Source organism: Deinococcota bacterium (assembly GCA_030858465.1).
Classification (GTDB): Bacteria; Deinococcota; Deinococci; order Deinococcales; family Trueperaceae; genus JALZLY01.
Genome location: JALZLY010000067.1, coordinates 1 through 4,912, shown reverse-complemented (window position 1 = coordinate 4,912; position 4,912 = coordinate 1). Strand labels below are relative to the sequence as shown.

Annotated in this window: 6 protein-coding genes; all 6 read right to left on the bottom strand. The window is 69.1% G+C overall.

The features are described 5' to 3' along the window. Positions 1-213: NAD(P)-binding domain-containing protein (locus tag M3498_03285; GenBank protein MDQ3458319.1), on the bottom strand; the 213-nt coding region annotated here is incomplete at its 3' end. Between the two features lie 32 nt (positions 214-245). After that, positions 246-1,082, bottom strand: coding sequence for an alpha/beta hydrolase (locus M3498_03280; GenBank protein MDQ3458318.1), 837 nt, complete (start codon positions 1,080-1,082; stop codon positions 246-248). Between the two features lie 93 nt (positions 1,083-1,175). Beyond that, a complete protein-coding gene (locus M3498_03275) occupies positions 1,176-2,342 on the bottom strand; it encodes an acetoin utilization protein AcuC (protein MDQ3458317.1) in 1,167 nt (388 codons plus the stop codon). Positions 2,343-2,347: 5 nt separating this feature from the next. Then, the gene (locus tag M3498_03270) at positions 2,348-3,034 is read right to left on the bottom strand and encodes a CBS and ACT domain-containing protein (protein ID MDQ3458316.1); all 687 of its coding nucleotides are present in this window, start codon (positions 3,032-3,034) and stop codon (positions 2,348-2,350) included. Positions 3,035-3,143: 109 nt separating this feature from the next. Next, positions 3,144-3,833, bottom strand: a complete 690-nt coding sequence (locus M3498_03265; GenBank protein ID MDQ3458315.1) for a GNAT family N-acetyltransferase — start codon at positions 3,831-3,833, stop codon at positions 3,144-3,146. After that, positions 3,833-4,912: hypothetical protein (locus M3498_03260; GenBank protein ID MDQ3458314.1), on the bottom strand; the 1,080-nt coding region annotated here is incomplete at its 5' end. The genes M3498_03265 and M3498_03260, both read right to left, overlap by 1 nt.

The following is a 4,912-nucleotide window of genomic DNA, read 5'->3' as shown; positions in this document are numbered from 1 at the left end:
CACGTCCGGCGAGTCGCTCACCATGGTGATGACGACATCGGCGCCTAGGGCGGCCTCTCTGGGGCTGGCGGCGCGCTTCGCTCCCGCCCTTTCGGCCTCCTCTTCGCGACTGCGGGTGCGGTTGTGGACGGTGACCTCGAAGCCCGCGTCGATGAGCCGGACGGCCATCGGCGCGCCCATCGTGCCCATGCCGATAAAAGCGATCTTTTGCATCTTTTCTCCAATCTCCTGCGCTTCTCCTGCGCTTAGAGGGGAGTGATGGCCTCGTCTCGCCGCTCGAGAAAGCCCCTGACCACCCTAGCCAGCGCCTCGGGTCGCTCGATCGGCACGCCGTGGCCGGCCCGGTCGATGGTCACCAGGATACCCTGATTCGCCCACTCGACGATCTCGTGGCTCATCCGCAGCGGCGTCAAGAGGTCGTCCTGGCCGACGGCGGCGAGCACCGGGCCGCCGTAGGCGCGCAGCGCCTTGCGGGCGTCGCCCAGGCTGAGGAGCCCGTCGATGAGCCAGCCGATGACTTGTGGATCGGCTTGAGAGGCTGCGTCTCGGTAGCGCTCGAGCTCGTCGCCGCGCGTCTCGAGAAAGCTCCGCCCCCAGACCCAGGGCGCGGCCACGTCGAAGCGCAGGGTCGGGCCGCCCGCGTCCAGGGCTGCTCGCCACGACGCTAGCGTCGCGCGCAGGAGCGGGTCGAGGCGCAAGAACGAGGCGACCAGGCTGAGGCTCATGACGCGGCCCGGCGACCTTTGGGCGAGCTCCGCCGCCGCCAGGGCCGACAACAGGCCGCCGTTGCTGTGCCCGACGAGGTGGACGCGCTCGAGCCCAAGCCCGTCCAGGAGGGCGATGAGGTCGGCGGCGTGCCCTTCGGGCGTATAGGGCCCCGGCGGCTTGTCCGACCCTCCCTGACCCCGGCAGTCGTAAAGGAGGGTGCGGTAGCGGCTCGCGAAGTGCGGCTCGACCTCGGCCCAGGCCGCCGCGGTCATGGTGAGGCCGTTGGCGAAGACGACGGTCTCGTCGCCGCCGCCTTTGCCGCCGCCTTTAAGGTCGTAGTAGAGCGCGATGTCGCCGAGCTTGATATGTGCCATACCCCTCCTTGATGGGGTTGGGATTCGGGGGTCAGGGTTTTACCGACCCCCGACCCCCGACCCCTGCCCCTGAACCCCGTCCTAAACCCCGCCTTAGCGCTCTTTCCAGATGGGCGCCAGCGTCGTCAACACCCGTTTCACCGTCGCGCGGTTGTGCGAGGCGATCTCGCTCCGCCGGGCGATGGGCGGGTGTTCCGCGGGGTCGTCGTGAAAGGTCTGCGGCAGCGGCTCCAGGCTCACTTCCTGCCACGTCTCCCGCCAGCCTTCGGGCACCCGCTCGGGGACCTCCTGGCGGCTCAGGGTGGCCCACAGCAGGCTCCAGGCCCGTGGCACGGTGCGGTAGGGGTCGTAGCCGCCGCCGCCGGTGGCGATGAGCCTGCCCGCGCAGTAGTGGTCGGCGAGCTCGCTCACCCGCCGGTAGGCCCGCGCCATACCCCTGGTCGAGAGGGCCAGGTCGGCGAGCGGGTCGAAGCGGTGCATGTCGGCGCCCGCCTGCAACACGATGAGGTCGGGCTTGAAGGCCGCCAGGGCCTCAGGCACCACCGCCTCGAAGCTGTCGGTGAAGGAGTCGTCCTCGGTGAAGGGCTCGAGCGGCATATTCACGCTCAAGCCCCGCCCGGCGTCCTTGCCGAGCTCGTAGACGTGGCCGCTGCCGGGGAAGAGGTAGCGCCCCGACTCGTGCAGGCTGATGGTCATCACCTCGCTGCGGTCGTAAAAGAGCCACTGCACGCCGTCGCCGTGGTGCGCGTCGATGTCGATATAGGCGACGCGCATGCCGTAGCCCTTGACGGCGTGCCGGATGCCCACCGCTAGGTCGTTGTAGACGCAAAAACCCGAGGCCCTGTCGAAGTGGGCGTGGTGCAGGCCGCCCGAGAGGTTGGCGGCGCGCTGAACGGTCTCCGAGGCGACGAGGTCGACGGCCTTGCGCGTCGCCGCGCAGACCAGGGAGACGGCCTCGTGCATGCCGGGGAAGATGGGGTTGTCGCCGGTGCCCAGGCCGAACTCGAGGGCGCGCGGCAGCCTCTCGCCCCTCGAGGCCGCCCTGACCGCGCCCAGGTAGGCGGGAGCGTGGACCTGCGCTAAGACCTTGTCGGGAATCGCCTCGGGAGTGACCTCGTCCGCCTCGGCAAGGAGACCCGCCTCGTGGAGGAGGCTGCGGGTGAGCTCGAGCCGCAGCGGCTTGAAGGGGTGGCCGTCGCTCAGCTTGTACCGCGTCAGCCTGGGGTCGTAGAGAAAGGCGCAACTCGTGTGTGGCTTCATAACGCCTAAAGCTCGGACTTGTCGACCGGCCAGAGCACGCTGAAGCCTTCGTTGCGCAAGGCCTGGGCCAGACCGCGGCCGTCGATGGTGTCCACCCGCAGGACGAAGGCGAGGGTGTCGGCGTCCTTGTAGTTGGTCAAGACGCTCGAGACGTTGAGGCCGCGTTTTGCGATGGCCCTGGCGAGCGAGGCGAGCGCGCCGGGCTTATTGTCCACTTCGACCTCGAGCCTGGTCGAGGGGTCGAAGACTCCGGTCATCTTGGTGAGCGCCTCCAAAAAGTCCGTCGCCGTCACGATGCCCACCAGCTTTTCGTCCTCGGTGACGGGCATGGCGCCGATCCTGCGCTCGCGCAGGACGCGGGCCGACTCCTCGACGGGGTCCAGGGGGTGCGCGGTGAGGACGGGCGAGGACATGATGGACCTCACCGGGTCGCGGACGGTGACGGCCTTTTTGAGCGAGGGGAGCTCCGAACCGACCGCGCGGATGTCGCGATCGGAGACGATGCCGATGAGGCTGGAGCTGTCGTCCCTCACTTCCGAGGACGACAGCTCCGAAGATGAACGCTTCGCCGCTCTGGAGGTAGGAGAAGACAGCTCCAAGATGGGAAAGTGCCGGATATTGCGCTGTTCCATGAGCGCGTAGACGTCGCCGATCGGCATCTCCGGGCCGATGGCGACTACCCTCCTGGTCATGATGTCCCTTACAAGCATGCTAAAGCCTCTCGCGTGCGCTGGCGTTTTTCTTTACCAGCGTTATACCATCTCGCGGCCGGTTGGGAACTGGCTAGCCCCCATAACCTGGCTAGACCCCGCAAAGAGACACAGGCCTGAGCCTGAGCCGCTCGAACTCCGCGACGACCTCCTCGGGGCAGTTGGGGCCGACGCGGGCCATCAGGCCGTTGGCGGCGCTAGAGCGGATTTCAGGGTCGGTGGTTCTCATGGCCGCCATGCCGGCCGAGCGGTAGAGGCGCTCGAGCATCTGCTTGTAGGCGAAATCGCTCAGGCCGCTGCGCTTTAGGTCGTAGTGCCAGGAGTACAGGGTCGCGAAGACGACGGTGTGGTCGAAGCGGCCGCCCGCGAAGGAGGCCTGAAGCAGGCGGCTCGCCAGCCTGTGGCCGCGCAGGGCCGGATCTACCTCGACCGCGCCGAGTTCGATGAGCTGGCCCGTCTTGTCGTCGCCCCAGGACTCGAACTCGCCCGGCGGGTGAAAGGCGGCGTAGCCGACCATCGTCTCGCCGAGCGAAGCGACGCTCACGCAGCATTTGGCCTCGCCCGCCATGCTCACCAGGGCCTCTTGCTGCTGCTCTGCCGGCCTGAACATCGAGAGCGCCGGGCTGGGGCTCAAGGCGGCGACGGTGGTCGCGTCGCAGCAGGTATGGATGATGCCGGCGCCGGCACTCCGGGCGTCGGGGCTGCCGCTGTCAGGGCTGCCGCTGTCAGGGCTGCCGCCGTCGGGGGTGCCGGCGTTCGGCCGCGCCTCCTGGACGGGCATCAGTCCGCGGCGATGGCGGGCACCTGTCCGCCCCGCAAGGCCCGCCACCGCGCCACGAGCGCGTCGGGCAGGCGCACGCTCTCGTCCGCGGGCGGATCGTCAGCGAGGCTGAGGAGGTTGCGCAGACCAAGATGACCCCGCCAGTCATCGCTGTTCAGGGCTTCGGCGGCCTCGCCAAAGGCGCGCAACAGTGCCTCGTGGTACTTCGCCAGTTCCGGCCGGTAGAGTGCTGCGCTCAGGCTGTCGGCCGCGGCGCGAAGGCCTGGCGGTCCGGCCATTTGGCTCCTCACCTCGAGGGCTAAGAGCCAGGCGAGCAGGCCGAGGTCGCCGCGCTCGCCGCCAACACCCTGTTTGGCTCTGCTGAGCTCGAGCTGGGCGCCGCTGGCGAGCTCGAGCGCCCTTTCAGGCTGGCCCGCGCGCAGCCGGACGGCAGCCAAAAAGGCGCCGTAAAGGGCCTTCTGGTAGGGAAAGCGGGCGTCGGCAAAGGCCTCCTCGGCGCAGCTCAGCGCGCTCCCGGGCCCTTCGCCGACGAGGGCTGCGACGAGGAGCGTCTGGGTGTAGAGGGGGCCGTAGCGCTCGTTGCGATCGGGATCGGCGGCAATCCGCTCGCGCACGCTCTCGGTGAGCGCCTGAGCTTGCCTGAGATCGGCGTTCGTCCCGCCGCCCACCTGCAAAAAGGGCGTGGCGTAGGGCTGACCCCTGCCCCGCGCCCAGTAGGCCAAGCCGAGCCGCACCTTGCCGCGCAAGGTGCGGAAGCTCGCGTCCACGCGGCAGTCTCGCTGGTAGCGGGCAAAGGTCAGCAGATTGTCCTGGAGCTGCAAGACGGCCTCGTCGTAGTGGCCGAGCGCCAGGAGGTTGAGCGCCCGTTCGTCGTGGACTTTGGCGCGCTCAAAGGCGAGCTCGAGTTCGCTCAGCCCGCCCCTCTCCCCGCGGCAGCCCAGGAGCTCGAGGCTGCTGCCGAAGTCGGCCGTGGCCTCACCCGGCTCGCCCTGCTTGCGCAGGATGCGGGCGCGCCGCGCCAAGTAGCGGGCCCGCTCCTGCACCGCCGCGTCGAAGCGGCCCAGCCTGGCCTGCACGTC

Coding starts and splice junctions, on each gene's coding strand:
- M3498_03280 (MDQ3458318.1), bottom strand. CDS start 1,082: ATGGCACATATCAAGCTCGGCGACATCGCGCTCTACTACGACCTTAAA.
- M3498_03275 (MDQ3458317.1), bottom strand. CDS start 2,342: ATGAAGCCACACACGAGTTGCGCCTTTCTCTACGACCCCAGGCTGACG.
- M3498_03270 (MDQ3458316.1), bottom strand. CDS start 3,034: ATGACCAGGAGGGTAGTCGCCATCGGCCCGGAGATGCCGATCGGCGAC.
- M3498_03265 (MDQ3458315.1), bottom strand. CDS start 3,833: ATGCCCGTCCAGGAGGCGCGGCCGAACGCCGGCACCCCCGACGGCGGC.